Origin of the sequence: Luteimonas changyuni (assembly GCF_039548395.1) — a bacterium.
Classification (GTDB): Bacteria; Pseudomonadota; Gammaproteobacteria; order Xanthomonadales; family Xanthomonadaceae; genus Luteimonas.
Genome location: NZ_JBCLUZ010000009.1, coordinates 101,666 through 122,995, shown reverse-complemented (window position 1 = coordinate 122,995; position 21,330 = coordinate 101,666). Strand labels below are relative to the sequence as shown.

General features: G+C 70.4%; 19 protein-coding genes and 1 pseudogene. 10 read left to right on the top strand and 10 right to left on the bottom strand.

Annotation, left to right across the window (positions count from 1 at the left end; translation table 11 throughout):
* Positions 1–494 precede the first annotated feature (494 nt).
* The 3 genes from WCD84_RS05800 to ahpC form a co-directional block, all read right to left on the bottom strand.
* Positions 495–1,448 carry a LysR substrate-binding domain-containing protein gene (locus WCD84_RS05800; RefSeq protein ID WP_343280722.1) on the bottom strand — a complete coding sequence of 318 codons (954 nt, stop codon included), beginning with the start codon at positions 1,446–1,448 and terminating at the stop codon, positions 495–497.
* A gap of 34 nt (positions 1,449–1,482) precedes the next feature.
* Positions 1,483–3,075, bottom strand: coding sequence for an alkyl hydroperoxide reductase subunit F (gene ahpF, locus WCD84_RS05795; protein WP_343280721.1), 1,593 nt, complete (start codon positions 3,073–3,075; stop codon positions 1,483–1,485).
* 269 nt (positions 3,076–3,344) lie between these two features.
* A complete protein-coding gene (gene ahpC / locus WCD84_RS05790; RefSeq protein WP_343280720.1) occupies positions 3,345–3,905 on the bottom strand; it encodes an alkyl hydroperoxide reductase subunit C in 561 nt (186 codons plus the stop codon).
* 114 nt (positions 3,906–4,019) lie between these two features.
* On the opposite strand from ahpC, the gene prmC reads away from it, so the two are divergent.
* On the top strand, positions 4,020–4,859 hold the full coding sequence (prmC, locus tag WCD84_RS05785; protein WP_343280719.1) for a peptide chain release factor N(5)-glutamine methyltransferase: 840 nt from the start codon (positions 4,020–4,022) through the stop codon (positions 4,857–4,859).
* A gap of 52 nt (positions 4,860–4,911) precedes the next feature.
* Positions 4,912–5,853: a prolyl aminopeptidase gene (gene pip / locus WCD84_RS05780; RefSeq protein WP_343280718.1), complete on the top strand. Its 942-nt coding sequence runs from the start codon at positions 4,912–4,914 to the stop codon at positions 5,851–5,853.
* Positions 5,854–5,895: 42 nt separating this feature from the next.
* Here pip and WCD84_RS05775 read toward each other — a convergent pair whose 3' ends face one another.
* The 3 genes from WCD84_RS05775 to WCD84_RS05765 are packed head-to-tail and all read right to left on the bottom strand — an operon-like array spanning position 5,896 to position 8,015.
* Positions 5,896–6,462, bottom strand: a complete 567-nt coding sequence (locus WCD84_RS05775) for an NUDIX hydrolase (RefSeq protein ID WP_343255955.1) — start codon at positions 6,460–6,462, stop codon at positions 5,896–5,898.
* 9 nt (positions 6,463–6,471) lie between these two features.
* The gene (locus WCD84_RS05770; RefSeq protein ID WP_343255954.1) at positions 6,472–7,413 is read right to left on the bottom strand and encodes a 5'-3' exonuclease; all 942 of its coding nucleotides are present in this window, start codon (positions 7,411–7,413) and stop codon (positions 6,472–6,474) included.
* On the bottom strand, positions 7,395–8,015 hold the full coding sequence (locus tag WCD84_RS05765; RefSeq protein ID WP_343280717.1) for a nitroreductase family protein: 621 nt from the start codon (positions 8,013–8,015) through the stop codon (positions 7,395–7,397). Before WCD84_RS05765 ends, WCD84_RS05770 begins: the two co-directional genes overlap by 19 nt.
* Before the next feature lie 50 nt (positions 8,016–8,065).
* Between WCD84_RS05765 and WCD84_RS05760 the strand changes: the two genes are divergently transcribed.
* The 3 genes from WCD84_RS05760 (at position 8,066) to WCD84_RS05750 (ending at position 13,944) form a co-directional block, all read left to right on the top strand.
* The gene (locus WCD84_RS05760) at positions 8,066–10,552 is read left to right on the top strand and encodes a DUF1631 family protein (RefSeq protein ID WP_343280716.1); all 2,487 of its coding nucleotides are present in this window, start codon (positions 8,066–8,068) and stop codon (positions 10,550–10,552) included.
* Between the two features lie 112 nt (positions 10,553–10,664).
* Entirely contained in the window at positions 10,665–12,782 is a 2,118-nt protein-coding gene (locus WCD84_RS05755; RefSeq protein ID WP_343280715.1) for a DUF1631 family protein, read from the top strand.
* Positions 12,783–12,849: 67 nt separating this feature from the next.
* Positions 12,850–13,944 (top strand): NAD(P) transhydrogenase subunit alpha, encoded by a 1,095-nt coding sequence (locus tag WCD84_RS05750; protein ID WP_343280714.1) that lies wholly within the window; start codon positions 12,850–12,852, stop codon positions 13,942–13,944.
* Between the two features lie 82 nt (positions 13,945–14,026).
* Here the strand turns inward: WCD84_RS05750 and WCD84_RS05745 are convergent, their stop codons facing one another.
* The 3 genes from WCD84_RS05745 to WCD84_RS05735 are packed head-to-tail and all read right to left on the bottom strand — an operon-like array spanning position 14,027 to position 15,437.
* A complete protein-coding gene (locus tag WCD84_RS05745; protein ID WP_343280713.1) occupies positions 14,027–14,485 on the bottom strand; it encodes a DUF3106 domain-containing protein in 459 nt (152 codons plus the stop codon).
* The gene (locus tag WCD84_RS05740) at positions 14,485–14,865 is read right to left on the bottom strand and encodes a hypothetical protein (protein WP_343280712.1); all 381 of its coding nucleotides are present in this window, start codon (positions 14,863–14,865) and stop codon (positions 14,485–14,487) included. Before WCD84_RS05740 ends, WCD84_RS05745 begins: the two co-directional genes overlap by 1 nt.
* Positions 14,862–15,437 (bottom strand): RNA polymerase sigma factor, encoded by a 576-nt coding sequence (locus WCD84_RS05735; RefSeq protein ID WP_343255962.1) that lies wholly within the window; start codon positions 15,435–15,437, stop codon positions 14,862–14,864. The genes WCD84_RS05740 and WCD84_RS05735 overlap by 4 nt, the downstream gene beginning before the upstream one ends.
* Before the next feature lie 166 nt (positions 15,438–15,603).
* Here WCD84_RS05735 and WCD84_RS05730 point away from each other — a divergent pair, with 166 nt between their 5' ends.
* Positions 15,604–15,918, top strand: coding sequence for an NAD(P) transhydrogenase subunit alpha (locus tag WCD84_RS05730; RefSeq protein WP_343255948.1), 315 nt, complete (start codon positions 15,604–15,606; stop codon positions 15,916–15,918).
* Entirely contained in the window at positions 15,915–17,312 is a 1,398-nt protein-coding gene (locus tag WCD84_RS05725; protein ID WP_343255947.1) for an NAD(P)(+) transhydrogenase (Re/Si-specific) subunit beta, read from the top strand. The genes WCD84_RS05730 and WCD84_RS05725 overlap by 4 nt, the downstream gene beginning before the upstream one ends.
* Before the next feature lie 39 nt (positions 17,313–17,351).
* Here WCD84_RS05725 and WCD84_RS05720 read toward each other — a convergent pair whose 3' ends face one another.
* Entirely contained in the window at positions 17,352–17,759 is a 408-nt protein-coding gene (locus tag WCD84_RS05720) for a hypothetical protein (protein WP_343255946.1), read from the bottom strand.
* An 89-nt stretch (positions 17,760–17,848) separates the two neighbouring features.
* Between WCD84_RS05720 and sufT the strand changes: the two genes are divergently transcribed.
* The 3 genes and pseudogenes from sufT (at position 17,849) to WCD84_RS05705 (ending at position 20,735) form a co-directional block, all read left to right on the top strand.
* Positions 17,849–18,400 (top strand): putative Fe-S cluster assembly protein SufT, encoded by a 552-nt coding sequence (gene sufT, locus WCD84_RS05715; RefSeq protein WP_343255945.1) that lies wholly within the window; start codon positions 17,849–17,851, stop codon positions 18,398–18,400.
* A 268-nt stretch (positions 18,401–18,668) separates the two neighbouring features.
* A pseudogene (locus tag WCD84_RS05710) lies at positions 18,669–20,402 on the top strand (S8 family peptidase); the annotation flags it as partial.
* Positions 20,382–20,735 carry a PPC domain-containing protein gene (locus WCD84_RS05705; protein WP_343255961.1) on the top strand — a complete coding sequence of 118 codons (354 nt, stop codon included), beginning with the start codon at positions 20,382–20,384 and terminating at the stop codon, positions 20,733–20,735. The pseudogene WCD84_RS05710 and the gene WCD84_RS05705, both read left to right, overlap by 21 nt.
* Positions 20,736–21,330: the final 595 nt, after the last annotated feature.

Genomic DNA, 21,330 nt, shown 5'->3' with positions numbered 1-21,330 from the left:
AGGGGGCAACGTCAACGCAGACGTCGCAACCGGGCGGTCGTCACAGGATCAAGAGGCACAGCCACGCCAGGGCGACCCCTACGATCGCGAGCGCGCGCCCGCTCTTGATCTCCGTCCCGAAGCCAAGAAACTCCACGGCCCGTCCCGTGCACAGGGGGTGTGCGGAGAGCCGGCCATGGATGGCCGGCGCCCGGCCGCTGGGAGCAGGACGCGGAGACGGCCGGCGCAGCACACCCCCTGTGCGCGGGACGGGCAGCGCGGACCACAACGGAGAAATGCGCGGCACGTGCAGCGCGGACTACAACGGAGAAATGCGCGGGACGGGCAGCGCAGACAAGAACGGAGCAGCTGCAGACGTAACAACGCGCTCCAACTGTCACGTCAGTACCCCCGGAGCCTCGACAAGAACCAGCCACTCCGCCGGGTCGGCCGTACGTCTCTCCCTCACTTGGGAGAAGAACCCGTTTTTGTGGGGTAAGGACTCAGGCTTCGCGCTAGAGCCCCGGGGCGCCGGGGACGTGCAGCGTCGCGGTGGACTCGCGCAGCGTCGGCAGCAGCAGGTCCGGCGGCAGCTGGCGCAGCACGGCGGCCAGCGCCTGCAGGAAGGGCGCCATCGCGGTGCTCCGGCGCCACACCATCGCGATCCTGCGGCTGGGGGGCGGAGCGCGGAAGTCGACCAGTTCGATGCTCTCCGAGCGCGCCACCGGTGGTTTGACCGCCAGCGACGGCAGCAGGGTGACGCCGACGTTCGCGGCCACCATCTGGCGCAGCGTTTCCAGGCTGGTCGCCTGGAACTCGCCCTTTTCGCTGGCGCCGGAAAGATGGCAGACATCCAGCGCCTGGTCGCGCAGGCAGTGGCCATCGGCGAGCAGCAGCAGGCGCTCGTCGGCGAGGTCGGCGGGCGTGATCGGGCCGTGGCCGGCCAGCGGATGCGCCTCCGGCACCGCGAGTACGAAGGGCTCTTCGAACAGGAACTCGACGTGCAGCTGCTCGTCGTTGACTGGCAGCGCGAGCAGCGCGGCGTCGAGCCGGCCCTGCTGCAGGCGTTCGAGCAGGACGTCGCTCTTCTCCTCCACCAGAAGCAGTTCGAGTTCGGGGAAGCGGGCGCGGATCCCCGGCACCACGTGCGGCAGCAGGTAGGGCCCCAGCGTCGGGAACAGGCCGAGGGTGACCTTGCCGGCCTCCGGGTCCTGGCTGCGGCGCGCGGCTTCGCGCATCTGTTCGACGTCGGCCATGACCCGCCGCGCACGCGCCGCGACCTCGTTCCCGGCAGGCGTGAGCATGACGTTGCGCGGCGCGCGTTCGACCAGGACCACGCCCAGCTCTTCTTCCAGCTTGCGGATCTGGGTGGAGAGCGTGGGCTGGCTGACGAAGCTTGCCGCCGCCGCGCGACCGAAGTGCAGGTGATCGGCAAGGGCGATGAAGTAGCCCAGGTCGCGCAGGTTCATGGTGGTGCCTCGCTGTGGTCGGGACGGCTCCGGCTTACGCCGTTGCCGCCTCGACGTCGGCCGTCGCGGCCGGGCTGCTGCTGCGGATCAGGTGGTCGAAGGCGCTGAGCGCGGCCTTGGAGCCTTCACCCATGGCGATCACGATCTGCTTGTAGGGCACCGTGGTGGCATCGCCGGCCGCGAACACGCCCGGCAGCGAGGTGCGACCGGCGTTGTCGACCACGATCTCGCCGCGCGGGCTGAGCTCGATCGCGCCCTTCAGCCACTCGGTATTGGGCAGCAGGCCGATCTGCACGAACACGCCTTCCAGCTCCACGCGGTGGGAATCGCCACCGGTCCGGTCGCGGTAGACCAGGCCGTTGACGCGCTTGCCGTCACCGAGGACCTCGGTGGTCTGCGCGGAGGTGATGATCTTCACGTTCGACAGGCTGCGCAGCTTGCGCTGCAGCACCTCGTCGGCGCGCAGCTTCGAATCGAACTCGACCAGGGTGACGTGGCTGACGATGCCGGCGAGGTCTATCGCGGCCTCGACGCCGGAGTTGCCGCCGCCGATCACCGCCACGCGCTTGCCCTTGAACAGCGGGCCGTCGCAGTGCGGGCAATAGGCCACGCCCTTGTTGCGATATTGGTCCTCGCCGGGCACGCCCATCTGCCGCCAGCGCGCGCCGGTGGCGAGCACCACGCTGCGGCTGCGCACGGTGGCGCCGCTCTCGAGCTGGACCGAGGTGATGCCGTCCGCGTCCTGGCTCAGGGCCTGGCCGCGCTGCAGGTTCATGATGTCGACGTCGTACTCGCGCACGTGCGCCTCGAGCTGGGCGGCGAAGCGCGGTCCCTCGGTATGCGGCACCGAGATGAAGTTCTCGATCGACATCGTATCCAGCACCTGGCCGCCGAAGCGCTCCGACACCACGCCGGTGCGGATGCCCTTGCGCGCGGCGTAGATCGCGGCCGCGGCGCCGGCGGGGCCGCCGCCGACCACCAGCACGTCGAACACATCCTTCTTCGCGATTTCCGCGGCGTCGCGCTTCGCGGCGCCGGTGTCGAGCTTCGCGACGATCTGCTCCAGGCTCATGCGGCCCTGGTCGAAGACCTCGCCGTTGAGGAACACGGTCGGCACCGACATCACCTCGCGCGCCTCGACCTCGTCCTGGAACAGGGCGCCGTCGATCGCGACGTGGCTGATGCCGGGGTTCAGCACCGCGGCCAGGTTCAGTGCCTGGACCACGTCCGGACAGTTCTGGCAGGACAGCGAATAGTAGGTTTCGAAGCGGTACTCGCCCTCGAGCCCGCGCACCTGCTCCAGAAGCTCCGGCGCGGCCTTGGACGGGTGGCCGCCGACCTGCAGCAGGGCCAGCACCAGCGAGGTGAACTCATGGCCCATCGGCAGGCCGGCGAAGCGCAGGTCGATGTCGTGGCCGGGCGAAGTCACGGCGAAGGAGGGCTTGCGCTGGGCGTCGTCGCGCGACACCTCGACCGTGACCTTGTCCGACAGCGCGCGGATGTCTTCCAGCAGCTCGAGCATCTCCGCGGACTTGCTGCCGTCGTCGACGCTGGCCACGAGCACGATCGGGCGCTGCAGGCGCTCCAGATAGGCCTTGAGCTGGGTCTTGAGGTCGTCTTCGAGCATGGTGGAACTCCTTCGAAAGGCAAGGCGGGGGCCTGCGTCCCGTCGTTCGACGGGTCGCCACCGGCGTGGGGATGGACCGCAGGCCGCGCGGGGCACGGACTCCGGTCCAGCCCCACCCCCGCCGGAAAGGCGGGGATGGGCTGGCTGTAGCGACTGTGGGAGCGGCCATGGCCGCGATTGCTGTGGCGATCCTGTAGCCATCGCCGCTATAGCGGCTCCCACAAACGCCGGCGGTTCGAAGCACGCCGGCGGTCCAACGATCGGCGTGCTTAGATCTTGCCGACCAGGTCCAGCGACGGCTTCAGGGTCTTCTCGCCTTCCTTCCACTTGGCGGGGCAGACCTCGCCCGGGTGGGCGGCGACGTACTGGGCGGCCTTGACCTTGCGCAGGAGCTCCAGCGCGTCACGGCCGATGCCCTCGGCGGTGATCTCGATCGACTGGATCACGCCCTCGGGGTCGACGATGAACGTGCCGCGGTCGGCCAGGCCGGACGGGCGCAGGATCTCGAAGTTCTTCGAGATCTCGTGGGTCGGGTCGCCGATCATCGGATACTGGATCTTGCCGATCGCGTCCGAGGTGTCGTGCCAGGCCTTGTGCGAGAAGTGGGTGTCGGTCGACACGCTGTAGATTTCGACGCCGAGCTTCTTGAACTCGTCATGGTTGATCGCCAGGTCCTCGAGCTCGGTCGGGCAGACGAAGGTGAAGTCGGCCGGGTAGAACACGAACACGGACCACTTGCCCTTCAGCTGGGCGCTGTCGACTTCGACGAATTCGCCGTTGTGGTAAGCGGTGGCCTGGAACGGCTTGATTTCGGTATTGATGACGGACATGGAATCCTCGGGGTGGTGGGGAAGACACCGGCAGCTGCCGGACAACGGACATGTTAGGCGTGGCCTATCAATTCGTGAAGTTGATTATAATGATTCAATCGATAGGTAACATCTATGGAAATCGGACGCAGTGTTTCAGAATGCCTCGAGGCGGCGCGTGCGCGAGTGGACCCGGGCGAAGCGGCACTGCTTTTGCAGCATGTGCTGGAGCGCGGCGCGGCCTGGCTCTACGCCCACGGCGAAGCCACCGTGGCGCCGGGCCAGGCTGCGCGCTTCCAGGCGCTGGTCGCGCGCCGCGGGGCCGGCGAGCCGGTGGCGTACCTGGTGGGCAAGCGCGGATTCTGGACCCTCGACCTTGCCGTGACGCCGGACACCCTGATCCCACGGCCCGAGACCGAACTGCTGGTCGAGGAGGCCCTGGCGCGGCTGGACCCCGCGTTGCCCCTGCGCGTGGCCGACCTGGGCACGGGCAGCGGCGCGATCGCGCTTTCGATCGCCAGCGAGCGCCCGCGGGCCCGCGTGATCGCCACCGACCACAGTGAGGCGGCGCTGGCGGTGGCGCGCGCCAACGCGGACGGCAACGACCTGGGCCGCCGGGTCGAATTCCGCAGTGGTGACTGGTTCGGCCCCTTGGCCGGCGAGAGATTCGACCTGATCGCCAGCAACCCGCCGTATATCGCCGAACGCGATCCGCATCTGGAACAGGGTGACCTGCGCTACGAGCCGCCCCTGGCGCTGGCGTCCGGTGCAGACGGCCTGGACGCGATACGGATCCTCGCCGCGACAGCGCCCAGGCACCTCGCTGCCGGCGGCTGGCTGCTGCTCGAGCATGGCCATGACCAGGGTGCCGCAGTGCGCGCGCTGCTGGGCGCGGCGGGCTTCGAACAGGTCGCGACGGTGGCCGACCTCGAAGGGCGCGACCGGGTCGGCGTGGGGCGCTGGGCGGCGGGCTGAGCGGGCCCGGCTGGTAGACTGGCCCGGTTATCCCGCAGGAGGCCGCATCCGCATGCGCACGCTGTATCCCGAGATCGAACCCTTCGACACCGGCACCCTCCGCGTCGATGACCGCCACGTCCTCTATTACGAGCAGTGCGGCAATCCCGATGGCAAGCCGGTGGTGCTGCTGCACGGCGGCCCGGGCGGTGGCTGTTCCGACAAGATGCGCCGCTTCCACGACGCGGCGAAGTACCGCATCGTCCTGTTCGACCAGCGCGGCTCCGGGCGTTCCACTCCGCATGCCGACCTCGTCGACAACACCACCTGGCACCTCGTGGCCGATATCGAACTGCTGCGCACGCAGCTCGGCATCGACCGCTGGCAGGTGTTCGGCGGCTCCTGGGGCTCGACGCTTGCGCTGGCCTACGCGCAGAGCCATCCGAAACATGTCACCGAACTCGTGCTGCGCGGCATCTTCATGCTGCGTCGCTGGGAGCTGGAGTGGTTCTACCAGGAAGGCGCCTCGCGCCTGTTCCCGGAAGCCTGGCAGCAGTACGTCGGCGCCATCCCCGAAAGCGAGCGCGGCGACCTGATCGCGGCCTTCCATCGCCGCCTGACCTCGGATGACGAAGCCACCCGCCTGGCCGCCGCGCGCGCCTGGAGCGTGTGGGAGGCGGCGACCAGCTTCCTGCACGTCGATCCCGGCTTCATGGCCGACCACGAGGATCCGCAGTTCGCGCTGGCCTTCGCCCGGATCGAGAACCACTACTTCACCAACGCCGGCTTCTTCGAGTGCGACGACCAGCTGCTGCGTGATGCCTACCGAATGGTCGACATCCCCGGCGTGATCGTGCACGGCCGCTACGACGTGGTCTGCCCGATCCAGAATGCATGGGACCTGCACCAGGTGTGGCCGAAGGCCGAGCTGGTGGTGACGCCGGCGTCGGGACATTCGGCCTTCGAGCCCGAAACCGTGGACGCCCTGGTCCAGGCCACCGACCGCTTCGCCTGAGCGCGCTCCATTCCCCCGCCCGCGTGGGCGGGGCCGGCACGCTCAGGCCTTTGAACCGTCCGGGTTGTGCTCGATCATCCACAGCCCGGCCCAGAGCTTGAGGTCGAGCTCATAGCCTTCGGCGTACTTCTGCATCAGCCAGGCGGGCGCTGTCGCGCGCGGGATGGCGTGGACGGTGATCTGCTCGTCGTCGACCCCGCCGCCATCGCCGACCTTGCGCAGCTCGAGCGCACGGGCAAAGGCGATGCGTTCGTTGCTCATGCCCGATGAGGTAGGGCCGACCAGCAGCACGTCGATGCGCCCCGCGTCCCAGCCGGTTTCCTCGATCAGTTCACGCCGGGCTGCCGATTCAAGGGTGTCGCCGTCGTCGTCGTCGCCGACCAGGCCGGCCGGCATCTCGATGGTGCGCGCGCCCAGCGGCACCCGGTACTGCTCGACGAACAGCACGTCGTCATCCGGCGTTACCGCGATCACCAGCACCGCCAGGCCGTCCTTGCCGTGCGTGCGCTCGCAGGATTCCCAGTGGCCGCGCTTGACCATGCGCAGCCATTCGCCCTTGTAGAGGATCTCGGGTTCGTCCGTGTTCGCCTGGCGGTTGTCGTTGTCCATGGCGCGATCCTAACCCCGTGGGGTGGCGGTGGTGGAGGTGTCGCCGACCGCATCCAGCCGCCGCCGCGTCATCGGACCGAAGCCGAGGGCGTCGGCGAAGGCGGACACGGCGCCTGGATCGGGCAGTGCGCGTGCGAAGGGCGGCACGGCGTCGGCAAGGGGTGCATCGCAGGAGATCGTCGACAGCTGCCGGCAGAGCAGGGCCTGTTCGCGATGCTCGCGCAGCCGGGCGGCCACCTGCGTCGCGCCGCGCAGGCGCAGGAATGCGACCTCGTCGATGCGTTCCAGGAGGACGTCCAGGCTGCCGAAATGCGCCAGCAGCACCGCTGCGGTCTTGCCGCCGATGCCGGGAACGCCCGGGATGTTGTCTACCGCATCGCCGCACAGCGCGAGGAAATCGGCGACCTGGTGGGCGTGCACGCCCTGCCGCGCCTTGACTCCGGCCGCGCCCCAGCGCTGGCCGCGGGCGTAGTCCCACTGTTCGTCGCCATCCTCGAGCAGCTGCGACAGGTCCTTGTCCGCCGACACGATCACGCCCCGGTAGCCCTCGCCGCGGGCCAGCACCAGGGCGCTGCCGATGAGGTCGTCGGCTTCATATTCGCGATGCGCAAGGATCGACAGGCCGAGCGCCGCGCACAGCGACTTGCAGTATGCGAACTGGCGCTTGAGTTCGGCCGGAGCCGGGGCGCGATTGGCCTTGTAGGCCGGGTACAGCGCGTTGCGGAAGCAGGAGTCCAGGGCCTCGTCGAAGGCGATGGCGATGTGCCGCGGGCGCTCGCGCTCGAGCAGGTCGAGGAGGAAACGGGCGAACCCGTGCACCGCGTTGGTCGGCCAGCCGTCGGCGTCGTGGAAGCCGTCGGCCGGCATCGAATGCCAGGCCCGGAACACGTACAGGCTGGCGTCGACCAGGTACAGCGGGGGCGCCGCTGCGCTCACGCCGGCGGAGTCCATTCGCGCAGCAGCGCGGCCGGGTCCGGCCGCTCGCGCTCGCGCGCTTCGGACTGCGGAGTGCCGACGTGGATGAAGCCGGCGATGCGTTCGTCCGCGCCCAGCCCGAGGAGGCCACGCACGTCCGGGTCGTAGGCCGGCCAGCCGGTGAGCCAGGTGGCGCCGAAGCCCAGCCCCTGCGCCGCCTGCAGCAGCGCGAAGCAGGTGCAGCCAGCGGTGAGCAGGCGTTCCTGCTCCGGTATGGCGTCGTCGCCGGGATCCAGCACCGCCACCACCACGAGCACCAGCGGCGCGTGCGAAAAACGGGCGCGATCCTTGGCGACCGCGGCGTCGCCGGCATCGGGGCGCAGGCGCAGGCCACGGTTCGCGACCGCGTCCCCCAGGGCCTGGCGGGCATCGCCGGTGATCGACAGGAAGCGGAAGGGCACGCGCTTGCCGTGATCGGGCACGCGAACGGCCGAGGCGAGCATGCGCTGCAGCGTGGCGGCATCCGGGCCGGGCTCGGCGAGTTGCCTGGCGGGTACCGAACGTCGTGCGTCCAGGGCCTGCAGGAAGAAGGGGGCAGGGCTATTTGAGATTGCAGTCACAGACTTGGAAGGCTCCATTCAGGGATGGTAGGCGTGGGTGCATCCCCCAGCACCGGCCGCATCCCCTGATGATCGCAGAAGAACCTTCCGCCTACCTGTCCAAGACGCGCCACGGCTCGATGCGCGACCCCGTGCGCCTGTTCGACGCGCTCAGGCGCGAGTCGGTCACCGCCCTGGGCGGCGTGCTGTCGGGCTTCTGGGGCACGATCGAAGAGCAGGTGCGGCTCGAGGCGCTGGCCGGCCATGACTACAGCGGTGCGCAGGACGATCGCATGGCGGTCATGGCGCTCGGACACCGCGCGCTCGACCTGGCCACGCGCTACCGGGAGTCGCTGGAGCGCGAGTTCGACGCCTGGCGCAAGCCGCCGGTCGAGCAGGGCGAGGACAAGTCGCTCAGCCTGATGTCGGAAGGCGAGCTCGAGATCCACCTTGCCGGCCAGCACACCACCGAGCTTCTCGACCACCAGTTCCTGCATCCGCTGGAACAGCTCGACGAGCGCCTGCAGGCCCTGGCCGCGGCGCTGGGCGTCGAGGGCAAGCGCGCCAATCCGGTGCGGCCAACGGCGGCCGTGGCCGCTTTCGTCAGTCTGTTCGGCGCCGAAGACCTCACCCGTGGCCTGCGTCCGCTGGTGTTCAACCATTTCGACAAACGCCTTCCCGAGGTGCTTGGCGAGCTTTATGAAAAGCTCAATGAGCTGCTCGAGGATGCCGGCTTCGGCTTCCAGTCCCGCAGCAGTGCCGGCAGTGCCGTCCGCGGCCGGGCGGAGGCCGGTTCCGGTGGTGGCTCCGGCGGTGGTTCCACTGGTGGTTCCGGCGCTTCGCGCGCTGCCGCCGCCGGGCAGGCGGGGGCAAGGTCGCACGCCGGCGACGCGGGGGAAGAGTGGATGCCGGATGGCGGCACCGTGGAACACCTGGGCGGCGCCCCCGGCGGCGGTGGAGGGGGCAACGGCAGCTACAGACACGGCGGCCACGGCTACGGCAGCGATGGTGCGGCCGGCGGCGCAGGCAATGGCGGAAGCGGCAACGGTGGCGTCGGCTCTTCGATCGCGGCCGCGGCACATGCCGCAACCGCCGAAGGTCGCCCTCCGCGCTATCGCGACGTCGTCCGCGAACAGTTGGCCAGCTGGCGGGCTGCAGGAGCCGAGGAGGTCGAAGGGGCCGGGGACGCTGGCGGGTCGCGGCCGGATCAGGCCCTGGACGACGGCGTCGAGGTGCTGCGCACCGAGGACCTGCTGAACGTGGCCCAGATCCTGCAGGGCGATGACACCGCGGCCTACGCCAGGGCGCTGGCGGCCAGCGACGCCCGCGAACTGACCCGGGTCATGCGCGAAGCGATCCTCGGCGGCGTTCGCCAGCTGGGCTTCGACGCCGACGCCACCCACTTCAGCGTCGACGAAGAGGACGCGATCGACCTGGTCGGCATGCTCTTCAGCTCGATCAACGATGCCAACGACCTCGAAGACCGGGCGCGCGACTTCTTCGGGCGCCTCGTGGTGCCCTATCTCAAGGTCGCGCTTACCGACGATTCGATGTTCAACCGCCGCAGCCACCCGGCGCGGCGCCTGCTCGACGTGCTGACCGAGGCCTGCGACGGCAACGTCGGCGAAACGCCGCAAGACCGCGAGACCCTGGATCATGCAGAGCGTGCGGTCGACCGGGTGGTCGACGAATACGACGACGACCAGGCGATCTTCGAACTCGCCGCCAGCGAGCTGCGCGACCAGCTCGAGCAGCAGCGCCGGCGCACCGACCTGGCCGAGAAGCGCGCAGGCGAGGCCATCCACGGCCGCGAACGGCTGCAGCAGGCACGCGCGCACGCCGCCGACCTGGTCGCGTCGCGGCTGTCGGACCGCGCGCTGACCGCGTCGGTGGCGCAGTTCCTCGACCGCCACTGGCGCCACCACCTCACCCAGTCCTGGCTGCGCGACGGCGCAGGCACCGCGCGCCACCACCAGGCCATCGCCCTTGGCGACGCCATGGTGCAGGTGGATGCCGACGCCTTCCACGCCCGCGGGCGCGTGGTCGCCGAGCAGCTGCTGGCGCTGCAGGTGCCCCTGGGTGAGTGCTATTCCAACTGCGGCATGGACGCCACCGGGGCCCGCGACGCGATGGCGAGGATCATCTCGGCGCTGGGCCTGCCCGACGCGCCGCGCCGGGTCCACCATCCCGACGCCGCAGTGGACGATGTCGATCCGGGCGCCGACGAACCGGCGCTGGCCGGCCTGCAGCTTGCGGGCGGCACCGATACCCTCGAATTCGATCCCGAGGTTGCGGCCCGCATGCGCCGGCTCCGGGTGGGGCAGGGCCTGCGGCTGGTGGACGAGGACGGCCATGAAACCGCGGGCCGGATCGCGTGGATCAGCCCGCTGACCGGGCGTTTCCTGATCGTCAACCGTCGCGGTGCGCGCAGGATGGTGGTGTCACCCGAGGAACTCACGGCGCTGGTCGCCGCGGGCCGGGTGGTGGTGCGTTCGACCGATGCGCCCTTCGACGAGGCCATGCGACAGGTCTGGCAGCGCCTCAACCCGAAAAAGCAGTCCGTCGGCGGCCACTGACTGCCGGGGCCGCAACGGCAGCGCATCCACGCGGCCGCAGCACGCAAGTGTGTCCCCGGTCACGGCTCTCGGCTATCGTGGTGCCACGTCCACATGCGTCGGCACCTCCAGAATGCAGCACCCTGATCGTAGCGGCGACTCCGGCCGGGTCCGGGCCACGCGCCAGAGCGGGGCGCCTGACCGCCTGCTGGAGGCATTGCACCTGGGATTCCGCGCACGCCTGCAACCGCTGCTGGCCGCCGCGCTTGGCGCCGCCGAAGCAGCGCTGCGGCAGGCGCTTGCCGGATCTCGGGACGAGGAGCTGGTCGAGGCGCTGGCCAACGTACTGGTCCTGGGACACGAGAAACCGCGCAGTGAACGCAGCTGGCAGGGCCATCTGGGCCGCGGCTTTGAAGGCTGGCCGAAGCCGTTCGCCGAGGCCGCGGCAGCCTCGACGCTGGCCCTGGTTTCAGACGGCGAACTGCACGCGCAGCTGATCGGCCAGCCGACGATCGATGCGCTGGGGCGCCGCTTCGCCAGCGTGCAGGAGATCATCGACGGCCGCCTGTGTTCGCTGGCCTCGGCCATGGGCGGCGAGGGCCGGCCGACCAACCCCTTCGCGCCGCGCGCGGTGGTCGATGCCTACCTGGACACCTTCAGCGCTGTCGACTGCGATCCGCTCGCGCGGAGAACGCTGCTGCAGCACTACGAACGCCTGTGCATCGCGACGCTCACCGAGGCCTACGCCTGGCTCAACGCCGCACTCGCCGAGGGCGGGCACGCGATGGACGGCGCCAGCGCGGGTGCGGCCCTGCTCGCACAGGGCGTGGACATGGCCGGCGCCCCGGCCTGGCTCGGACACGATGCGCTGCAGCCGGTGGCGTCCTCGTGGCGTCGGGGCGAAGGCAGCGACGCGGCGCCCGGCGCCGGGCGCGGCCAGGTCCTGCGCCGGCGCATGGGACGGCCGCTGGCCGGGGCCGGCGACAGCGATCGGCCGCGCGCCTACGGCCACCAGGAATTCATTTCGATGCTGTCGCTGGTGCAGGGCAGCGAAACTCCGAACGAACCCCTCGCCGTGCCGGGCAGCATCGCAGCCCATCTTCGGGACAGCCTGCTGTCGGCTGCGGAGGGCCTCGGGATCCCGCGCGACCTCGCGCTTGCCTCGCAGCACCAGGATGACGCCATCAGCGTCGCCGGTGGCCTGTTCGACGGCCTGTGCGCGGGCGCGGTGCTGACTGCAGGCGCGCGGGCGCGGCTCGCGCGCCTGGCCTGGCCCTGGCTGCGCCTGGCACTGGATGACGAGCAGCTGTTCGATGACGCCGGGCATCCGGCGATGGAACTGCTCTCCGGCCTCGTGCAGTGCTGGGACGCCAACGCCGCGGCCGCTGACGACGAGTCGGCGCTGCACGCACTGGCGGACGCCATCGCGGATTCAGTGGCCAACGGCTACCACGGCGAGGCCATGGTCTTCGTGCGTGCCCTCGCAGCGCTGACTGCGGGGCTGGAGCCGCTGCAGCGGCGTGCCGCGATCAGCGAGCGCCGGGCCTGGCAGGCCATCCACGGCAAGGAGCGGCTGCAGGCCGCGCGCCGCGAAGCCGATGCCCTGGTGGCGGCGCGCCTGGACGGTCGCAGCATGCTCCCGGCGGTCTCGGAGTTCCTCTCCGGCGCCTGGCACCAGGCCCTGGTCCTGCTGCGGCTGCGCGACGGCCCCGGTTCAGAGCGCCATGCCGGGATCGTGGCACTGGGCGATGACCTGCTCCGCATCGACGCGGCCGCGGCGGCGGCGCGCGGCGGCGAGGTGGCCGACGGGCTGCTTGCGATTGTTCCCCGGCTGAAGTCCTGCATCGCCGCCGGCGGTGCCGGCGAGGCCGAGTCCGAAGACGCACTGGCGCGGCTGGTGGCGGAGTTCGTCCGGCCCGATGCGCCGCGCAGCGTCGTGCACGCCGCCTTGCCGTCGGAGCAGGTCGGGGACCGCGAGCCGGGTGCCGATCGCGGCGACCCTCCTCCGCCCGGGCAGGTGTTCATTTCGCGCCAGGATGGAGGCCAGGTCCTGGTCTGGCTGCGCCTGGCGTGGACCAGTCCAATCAGCGGGAACCACATGCTGGCCACTCGCCAGGGTGCGCGCCACGCCCTGATGTCCGCGGACGAACTGGACGCGGCCGTAGCTGCCGGGACCCTGCTGCCGAGGCCGGTGGAGGGACCGGTGGAAGCCGTGCTGCGCGAACTGGCGGCCGGCGCCCGGTCGGATTGAAGGCGGCGCATCGCGCACGCCCGGGACATTCGCTAGGATGGTCCGGAGCGGACACCGGGGAGCGGGCATGGCAGTGAGCATTGGAGTCGCGCGCGAAACCGCGCCCGGCGAGCGAAGGGTCGCGCTGACCCCGGAAACCTGCAGGAAGCTGGCCGCCGCCGGCGCAACCGTCACCGTCGAGCGCGGCCTCGGCGCGCTGGCGCACTTTCCCGATGCCGCCTATGCCGCCGCCGGCGCCACCCTGGTCGACGACACCGCGGCCGCCCTGTCCGCTGCCGACCTGGTGCTCTGCGTGCAGGCGCCGCCATCGGCCGTATTGGCGACGCTGCGCGAGGGCGCGACCATCATCGGCCAGCTGCAGCCCGAGGCCGACCCGGCGCGCGCCGACGCCATCCGCGCGCGCGGCCTGGTCGCCTTCCCGCTGGAGCGGCTGCCGCGCACCACGCGCGCGCAGGCCATGGACATCCTCAGCTCGCAGGCGGGCATGGCCGGCTACAAGGCGGTGCTGATCGCCGCCCAGTTGGCGCCGCGCTTCTTCCCGATGCTGACCACCGCGGCCGGAACCATCCGTCCGTCGAAGGTGCTGATCATCGGCGCCGGTGTCGCCGGCCTGCAGGCGGTCGCAACGGCGCGCCGGCTGGGCGCGCAGGTGGAATGCTTCGACGTGCGTCCCGAGACGCGCGAGCAGATCGAATCGCTGGGCGGCCGCTTCCTCGACCTTGGCGTGAGTGCGGCGGGCGAGGGCGGCTACGCGCGCGCGCTGACCGACGACGAGCGCGCCGAGCAGCAGCGCCGCCTTGGTGAACACCTGCGCGTCATCGATGTCATTGTCTGCACCGCCGCGGTGCCCGGTCGTCCGGCACCCAAGATCATTAGCGCAGGCATGGTCGCGGGCATGGCTCCGGGCAGCGTGATCGTCGACCTCGCCGCCGAGACCGGCGGCAACTGCGAGCTGACCCGTCCCGGAGAAACCGTGGACGCCGGTGGCGTCACCGTGGCCGGGCCGCTCAACCTGGCCAGCAGCGGTGCGCTGCATGCCAGCGAGATGTTCGCGCGCAATGTGTACAACTTCGCCAGCCTGCTGGTGTCCGAGGGTGCCCTGGCGTTCGACTGGGACGACGAACTGCTGGCCAGGACCGTCTGGCCAGCCCGCGACGCCTGAACAAGCGGCGTGCGTGCGCCGCCATTCGCGCGTGGGAGCGGCCATGGCCGCGACTCCATCCCGCGTGCAGCGACTCTGATTTTCAGCGCTCCCGCGGCCGCTCCGGTGGTGCCGGGTTGACCTTCACCCAAGCCCGGCGCTGCTCCGGGCTCATCGCCTTCCACTGCGCGCGGAGCGCCTCGCGCTCGCCCTCGGGCAGGGCCTTCATGCGCGAGTAAAGCGCGCGCATCGCTTCGCGCTTTTCAGGCTCCATCTGCTGCCAGCGGTGGGCGCCGCGGCGTGCGCGCTCGCGCTGCGCGGGGTCCATCTCCTGCCAGCGCTCGGCATGCGACAGCATGTGCGCGCGCTTTTCGGGACGGTCGTTCCAGCGCTGGCGCACGGGCGCGACCAGGGCGTCGCGCTGGGCGGCGGTGAGCTCGTCCCAGGCGGGCAGCGCCGCGGCGTCCCCTGTCGGCTGCGCCACCGCGGGCAGCGCGGCGGCCAGGGCCAGGGCCAGCAGGGCCGCGGCGATCGATCGGGTGCGGAAGTTCGGCACGGTCATCACTCCATGGCCAGGATCAGGCTGTCCTGGGCTGCGAGCCACAGGTACAGATCGGGGTCTTCGTCGAGTGCGGCGAAGCTTTCGTCGTAGTCCGCCGCCTGCACCGCCTCGGTAGCCGTGGCCAGTGCCGGGATGTCGCCGCCCCCGGGGAGGGACGACGGGTCCGGCTGGCGCAAGCCGATGGCCAGCGCGAATACGGTGGTCGCGGTGGCGGTCGCGGCCAGCCACCAGCCGCTGCGGCGGCGGGCGGCCGGCGCCCGCGCTGCCGCCTCGCGGCGGATGCGCAGCTGGTACGTGGTGCGCGAAGGCACCTGTTCGACGGCATGCGCGTGCAGCGCACGCATCCTGCGGTCGAAGTCGTCGTGGCGCGGGTCGTTCATCGGAAATCCTCCAATCGCTTCTGCAGCGCGATGCGTGCGCGTGACAGGTGTGTCTTGACCGAACCTTCGCCGCAGCCCATGACGCGCGCGGTCGTCGCCACGTCGAGCTCCTCCAGCACGCGCAGGGTGAAAGCCTCGCGCTGGCGCCGGGGCAGGTCGCGCAGCGCCGCCACCAGCTCTCCGTAGGCCTCCTGGCCGTCGTGGGCGCGGGACGGATCCGGCTCGTCGCCGGCCCATTCCACGCCCGCCTCCTGGCGCTCGTCGGCCGAGCTCATCCAGCCCAGGCGCAGCGTGCGCCGGCGCTGGGTGTCGACGATCCGGCTGCGCAGGATGGTCCAGAACAGCGGCGTCCATTCCTGCGCCGGGCGGTCGCGGTAGCCCAGCATCCTGATCATGGCGTCCTGCAGGGCGTCCATCGCGTCCTCGCGGTGGCGCAGGCTGGCCTCGGCAAAGCGGAAGGCGCGCGCGGCGATGCCGTCGAGGAAGCCCTCGAGGGTCTCGGCATCGCCGGCCGCCCCGACGGGCGGCACGACGGCCGTGGCGGCGGCATCGGCAGGCATGCCGTCCAGCATAGCCACCCCGGTGCCGCTGCGATGTGCTTGCACGCTGCCGTCCATCCACCTGCATCCAATGGGATCGGCATTGACAACGCACGTCGCGGCCCCCGGTTGACAGCGGCGGTGGCGGCGGCGTCGCGGGCGGTTATGATCGGCACGGGCAGTTCCGGGGAGAGCACGCGTGGCCGATGGATTCGTGGCGCTGTATATCTTCATGCTGGCGGCGATTGCCGGGCATGTGATCATTTCGCGCGTGCCGGTGATCCTGCACACGCCGCTGATGTCGGGTTCCAACTTCATCCACGGGATCGTGCTGATCGGTGCGATGGTGGTGCTGGGGCACGCCGACACCACCTTGGAGAAGGCGATCGGATTCATTGCGGTGGTGATGGGCGCCGGCAACGCCGCCGGCGGCTACGTCGTCACCGAGCGCATGCTGGAGATGTTCAAGCCCAGCGGAAAGGCCAAGGCCGGCGGCAAGGGGGGCGGCGCATGAGCGGCCAGGAGATCCTGCTGCTGGTGATCAAGGCCAGCTACCTGGCCGCCGCCACGCTGTTCCTGCTGGGAATGCAGCGCATGGCCTCGCCGCGCACCGCGCGCAGCGGCATCCAGTGGGCCGGCGTCGGCATGGTGCTCGCGACCCTGGTCACCTTCTTCATCCCCGGGCTGCAGAACCTGGCGCTGATCGTGGTGGCGCTGCTGCTGGGCACGGTGCTGGCCTGGGTCTCGGGCAAGAAGGTCGCGATCACCGACATGCCGCAGATGGTCGCCATGTACAACGGCCTCGGCGGTGGCTCGGCGGCGGCGATCGGCGCGGTCGAGCTGCTGCGCTGGACGGACGCGGGCCAGGCGCCCGGAGTGGTCGTGCCGGTGCTGGCGGTGCTGGGCGCGCTGATCGGCTCGGTGGCGCTGACGGGTTCGATCATCGCCTGGGCCAAGCTCGACGGCCGCATGGACAAGCGCTACAGCTTCCCGGGCATGCAGCTGTTCAACGCCGCGGTGTTCGTTGCCGCGCTGGTGCTTGGCGGCATGCTGGTGCACTCGCTGGGCGTGCCGCTGGTGGTGGCGTTCTTCGTCGCAGCGCTGGCGCTGGGCGTGCTGATGACGCTGCCCATCGGCGGCGCCGACATGCCGGTGGTGATTTCGCTGTACAACGCGCTGACCGGCCTGGCGGTGGCCTTCGAGGGCTACGTGCTCGGCAACGAGGCGCTGATCATCGCCGGCACCATGGTCGGTGCCGCCGGCATGCTGCTGACGCGGCTGATGGCCAAGGCCATGAACCGCTCGATCGGCAGCGTGCTGTTCTCGAACTTCGGTGCCACCGGCGAGGCGGCGGAGATCAGCGGCAGCCAGAAGCCGATCGAGGCCGCCGACGTCGCCGCGATGATGGCCTACGCCGAGCGCGTGGTGATCGTGCCCGGCTACGGCATGGCCGTGGCCCAGGCGCAGCACAAGATCTGGGAGCTGAGCCAGCGCCTGATCGAACGCGGGGTGAAGGTGAAGTTCGCCATCCACCCGGTCGCGGGGCGCATGCCGGGCCACATGAACGTGCTGCTGGCCGAGGCCGGCGTGCCCTACGACCTGATCACGGACATGGACGACATCAATCCCGAGTTCAAGAACACCGACGTCAGCCTGGTGATCGGCGCCAACGATGTGGTCAATCCGGTGGCCAAGACCGACCCGGCCAGCCCGATCTACGGCATGCCGATCCTCGACGTGGTCGATTCGAAGAACACCATCGTGATCAAGCGCGGCAAGGGCAAGGGCTTCGCGGGCATCGAAAACGCGCTGTTCTATGCGGACAACACCCGCATGCTATACGGCGACGGTTCGGAGATGGCCAGCGCCCTGGTCAGCGAGCTCAAGGCGCTCGACGGCGGCCACTGAGGAAGCGGCGACCCGAACCCCGGGGTCGATGGGGTCCGATCAGCGGCTTGCGACTGCGGCCACCACCAGCCCCGCGGCCAGCCAGGCCAGCGCGACCGCATCGTTGGCCATCCGTGCCAGCAGCCAGGCGTGCTCGACGCCGAGCTTGCCCATTGATGCCCAGGGCGCCAGGCCGAGCATGCGTCCGACCTCGGTGGCGATGATCCCCCAGTTCGCCAGGGCGATCGCCAGCGTTGTGGCCAGCACGCCCCAGAGCGCGCGGGCAAGGCCGGGGCGGTGCCGGCCCATCCGCAGCAGCAACGCGGCGTCCACCGCCGCGACGACCGCCATCCAGCTGCATTGGCGTCCGGTGGCCTGGGCAACCAGGATCCAGGCGGCTGCGATGCCGATGCTTCCGGCCAGCGCCAGTGCCAGCGCCGTTGCGGGCCGGGATCGGGATGGGGGCATGGAACAGAGCGCCTTGCAGGGCGGTACAGGATAGCGCTCCGCGCAGCGGTAGAATGGTGGACCCGCACCGGAACGCCGCGAGCACCCACATGTATTCCCGCAACAGTGAACCCGTCCGCCTGGAGCGCGACTGCGCCGCAGTGCTCGTTCCCCAGGGCGACGAGGTCACCCTGCCTGCCGGCAGCGTGGGCTACATCACCCAGGCCCTGGGCGGCAGTTTCACGATCTTCGTCGAGGGCAACCTGTTCCGCATCGCCGGCGAGGACGCCGACGCCATCGGCAAGGAGCCGCCGCAGCCGCTGGAGCTGGAAGAGGGCGCCGACGATGCCGAGGTCGAGCGTCTGGTGTGGTCGCAGATGCGCACCTGCTTCGATCCGGAGATCCCGATCAACATCGTCGATCTCGGCCTGGTCTACGAGGCCAAGGTCACCCATCGCGACGACGGCCAGCGCCTGGTCGAGGTGAGCATGACCCTGACCGCGCCCGGGTGCGGCATGGGCGACATCCTCGTGGACGACGTCCGCAGCAAGCTGGAGATGATCCCGACCGTGGTCGAGGCCGACGTCGAACTGGTGTTCGACCCGCCGTGGACCCGGCACATGATGTCCGAGGCCGCGCGCCTGGAAACCGGAATGTTCTGATCCGGACGGCGGGCGCAAGGCCCGTCTTTCCTGTTTCCACAACCAAATGTCTGAACTGTGACGGGTGGCGCGCATGGCGCTGCCAAGTGCGTCCTGTTGCCGCTTGCGCGGCAGCGGGGTGTCGCTTAGCGTCACTTTGCGGACGAAAAGTGTCAGTCCGCTTCGCGTCCGGCGGCTGCCAGAAACGGGGAGGGGATTCCCGGAACGGTGTCTGCCGGCCTCCACGCCGCCAAGTGCGGCACGGCTTCCGCTCCGGGAAAACCCACTCATGACCGACGAAAAGCTCCGCCGCGCGCGCTTGCACGCCCTCGCGCTTGCAACCACCGTGGCCCTGGCCTCTCTGGCCGCCGCGCCTGCGCTTGCCGCAGAGCGCATCAATCTCAGCGGCCTGCAGGCTTCGGAACAGCACGACCGCTTCATCATCAAGTATGTCGACGGCAGCCCCGAGCAGGCCAGCGCGAAGCAACGCGATGCCGCCCTCAGGTCTGCTGCCGGCACCCTGCCCGCCGGCGCACGGGGCAAGCCGCTTGTGCTGCGCCACGAGCGCCGCATGGCCGTGGGCGCCGAGGTCATCACCACCAGCCGCAAGCTCGACCGCGTCGAGGCCGAGAGCCTGATGCGCCAGGTCGCGGCCAATCCCAACGTCGAATACGTCGAGGTCGACAAGCTCAACAAGCTGGTCATGACCCCCAACGACACCAATTTCAGCCAGCAGTGGGGCTACGGCACCGGCTCCGGCGGCATCCGCGCCACCCAGGCCTGGGACACCACCAGCGGCGCCGGCACCGTGGTCGCGGTGCTCGACACCGGCATCACCAACCACAGCGACCTCAACGCCAACGTGCTGCCCGGCTACGACTTCATCTCCACGGCCGCGGTCGGCGGCGATGGCAACGGGCGCGACGCCGACGCCAGCGATCCCGGCGACTATTCCGGCGGCTACGCCTCCAGCTGGCACGGCACCCACGTCGCCGGCACGGTTGCGGCGGTGACAAACAACGCCAAGGGCGTGGCCGGCACCGCGTACGGTGCGAAGATCGTGCCGGTGCGCGTGCTCGGCCGCGGCGGCGGCTACGACTCCGACATCGCCGATGCGGTGATCTGGGCCTCGGGTGGCCCGGTCAGCGGCGTGCCCGCCAATGCCAATCCGGCGGAAGCCATCAACCTGAGCCTGGGCGGCTCGGGCAGCTGCGGCAGCGCCATGCAGAGCGCAATCAACGGTGCCGTCGGCCGCGGCACGACCATCGTGATCGCGGCGGGCAACAGCAACGCGAATACCTCGGGCTTCTCGCCGGCCAACTGCAGCAACGTCATCGCGGTGGGCTCGATCACCAGCACCGGCGCGCGCTCGAGCTTTTCCAACTACGGGGCGACCGTCGATATCGCGGCCCCGGGCTCCAACATCTATTCCACGCTCAATACCGGCAGCCAGGGCCCGGGCAGCGAGAGCTATGCCAGCTACGACGGCACCTCGATGGCGGCCCCGCACGTGGCCGGCGTGGTCGCGCTGATCCAGTCGGTCGCCAATCCGGCCAAGACCCCGGCCCAGGTCGAGGCCCTGATCAAGAGCACGGCGCGGGCGTTCCCCAGCACGCCGTCGCAGCCGATCGGCGCCGGCATCGTCAACGCCAAGGCGGCGGTGGATGCGGCCGGTGGCGGCGGTGGTGGAGACCCGGGCGACCCTGGCGATCCGGGCGGCAACGAGCTTGCAAACGGCACGCCGGTGACCGGCATTTCCGGCGGCTCCGGCAGCACGCAGTACTGGACGATCACCGTTCCCGCCGGCGCCACCAACCTCAACATCGCCACCAGCGGCGGCAGCGGAGACCTCGATCTCTACGTGCGCCGGGGCTCGCAGCCGACCACGTCGACCTATGACTGCCGTCCCTATCGTTCCGGCAACGCCGAGAGCTGCAGCTTCGCCGCGCCACAGGCAGGCACGTACCACGTGATGCTGCGCGGGTATTCGGCGTTTTCGGGCGTGACCCTCAGCGGCAGCTTCAGCACCGGTGGCGGCGGAGGCGGCGGCAGCCAGCTGCAGAACGGCGTGCCGGTGACCGGCCTGTCGGGTGCGGCGAACAGCGAGCGCCGCTACACGATCCAGGTTCCCGCGGGCCGCAGCCAGCTGCGGGTGCAGACGTCCGGTGGCAGCGGCGATGTCGACCTGTACGTGCGCCAGGGATCGGCGCCGACCACGTCGACCTACAGCTGCAGGCCGTACCGGGCGGGCAACGCCGAGACCTGCACCTTCAACAGTCCGGCGGCAGGCACGTGGCACGTGCTGGTGCGCGGCTACAGCGCGTATTCGGGCGTGTCGGTGGTCGGCACGTACTGAGCGGAGCGGGTCCGAGTGGTGGCGGGCGGGTTGATCCCGCCCGCCTTTTTTTCGGCTCTTCTCCCGATTGCGTGGAGCTTGCGGGTGATTGCTCCGGGAGGGAGTCCGGGAGGGAGTCCGGGAGGGAGTCCGGGAGGTTGCGCGCTGCCCGCCGCGGAGGCAGGGGGGATGCCCAGCCGGAATATGCGCATCCTGCTCCCAGTTCCGGCCGCCGGCCATCCATGGCCGGCTCTGGACATCCCCCCTGCCTCCACGGCGGGCCCGGACCTTTTGCGCGGTGGTGGACGGGGGCAACGTCGACGCAGATGTCGCAACCGGCGGTCGTCACCGGATCAAGCGGCACAGCCACAGCCACAGCCACAGCCACAGCTACGGCTACGGCCACGCCGGCGAGCGCGACGCTCTTGATCTTCGACCCGAAGCCAAGAAACTCCACGGCCCGTCCCGTGCACAGGGGGTGTGCGTACAGCCGGCCATGGATGGCCGGCGGCCGGCCTTGGGAGCAGGACTTGGACAGGCCGGGGGAGCACACCCCCTGTGCACGGGACGGGCAGCGCGGACTAAAACGGAGAAATGCGCGGCACGGGCAGCCAGA